The organism is Methanoculleus sp. MH98A, assembly GCF_000691865.1.
In the GTDB taxonomy this organism is placed as follows: domain Archaea; phylum Halobacteriota; class Methanomicrobia; order Methanomicrobiales; family Methanoculleaceae; genus Methanoculleus.
In genome coordinates this window covers 1-1,114 of sequence record NZ_JMIO01000262.1, presented here as the reverse complement: position 1 = coordinate 1,114, position 1,114 = coordinate 1, and the positions used below count along the sequence as shown (strand labels likewise).

Annotated in this window: 1 protein-coding gene; it reads left to right on the top strand. The window is 43.1% G+C overall.

Features of this window, described 5'->3' with window-relative positions; translation table 11 throughout:
- Positions 1-213: 213 nt before the first annotated feature.
- Positions 214-1,114, top strand: a 901-nt coding sequence (locus EI28_RS12900) for a lipopolysaccharide biosynthesis protein (RefSeq protein ID WP_155937470.1), incomplete at its 3' end; no start/stop codon positions are given.

The window sequence follows — 1,114 nt, the reverse complement described above, 5'->3', positions numbered from 1 at the left end:
GAAAGAAGCTTCTCGTATCCTGCCTTTAATCAGTTCCATGCGCACACGCCTATTATCAGTAATTAGTATCTTTAAAATTTAGAGTTTCTGGTTTAAGCCACAGATCTAACGTAATTGTTGATAGGATGTTATACTTTTTGTCTTTGGAGCGGATCAGACCTAGGTCCATTTCAGAACGATGAAATATATTGGGATCATTTTATTTAACACTTAATGACGGTTGAGGGTATTTCCAATATAATCTCTAAATCGCTCGGATTTGAAAAATTGAAGAATATCTTTCTTAAAATTGGGTATCGGCAGTATAGCAGGGTCATGAGCAGTCCTCTGTGGAAAGGTGTATTTGTAATTGGCGGTGGGACTGCGCTTGCCCAGGGAATAGGTATAATCTCAACACCCATTATAACTAGGCTTTATGACCCTTCAGACTTCGGACTTCTAGGGATCTATAGCTCGGTTCTCACAATCCTGCTGGTTATAGCATCGTTACGGTATGAATACGCGATACCAGTCCCAAAAGATTCGTCCAGAGCGGCAAATATCCTTATCCTGTGTTTAATGATTATCACTGGAGTCACTGGTATACTCTGCATTTCGTTCTTACTGGTAGGAAGCAGGATTGTGGAGATGCTAGACTTCCAAGATCTCCTACCATATTTATGGCTGGTTCTAGTTGGTCTTCTGGGCGCTGGTATTTATCAAGCTCTCAATTACTGGGCTATCCGGCAACGGGACTATCCTCGTATTACCAGGACAAAAATTAACCAGAGTCTGGGAGGCTCTCTTAGCAAAATTTTATTCGGTTTTCTAGCTTTAGGGCCGCTGGGACTAATACTTGGTTATATAGTCTCAAACGTTGCTGGAATTTACACCTTTACAAAGGCTATCGTGGGAAAGGATCGGGACGCATTTAGGGACATTTCAGTTGCCGGGATTAAGTCAGTAGCACAAGAATATCGTTCATTCCCGATGTACTCGGCCCCGGCGACCCTTCTCTTTGCCGTTTCCTTGCAGATCCCTGTGTTCATGCTTTCGTTCATGTATGGCCTCGATGTTGTTGGTTGGTACACGCTTGCTTACCAGATGTTGGCTCTGCCTGTGGCCCTTATTTCAG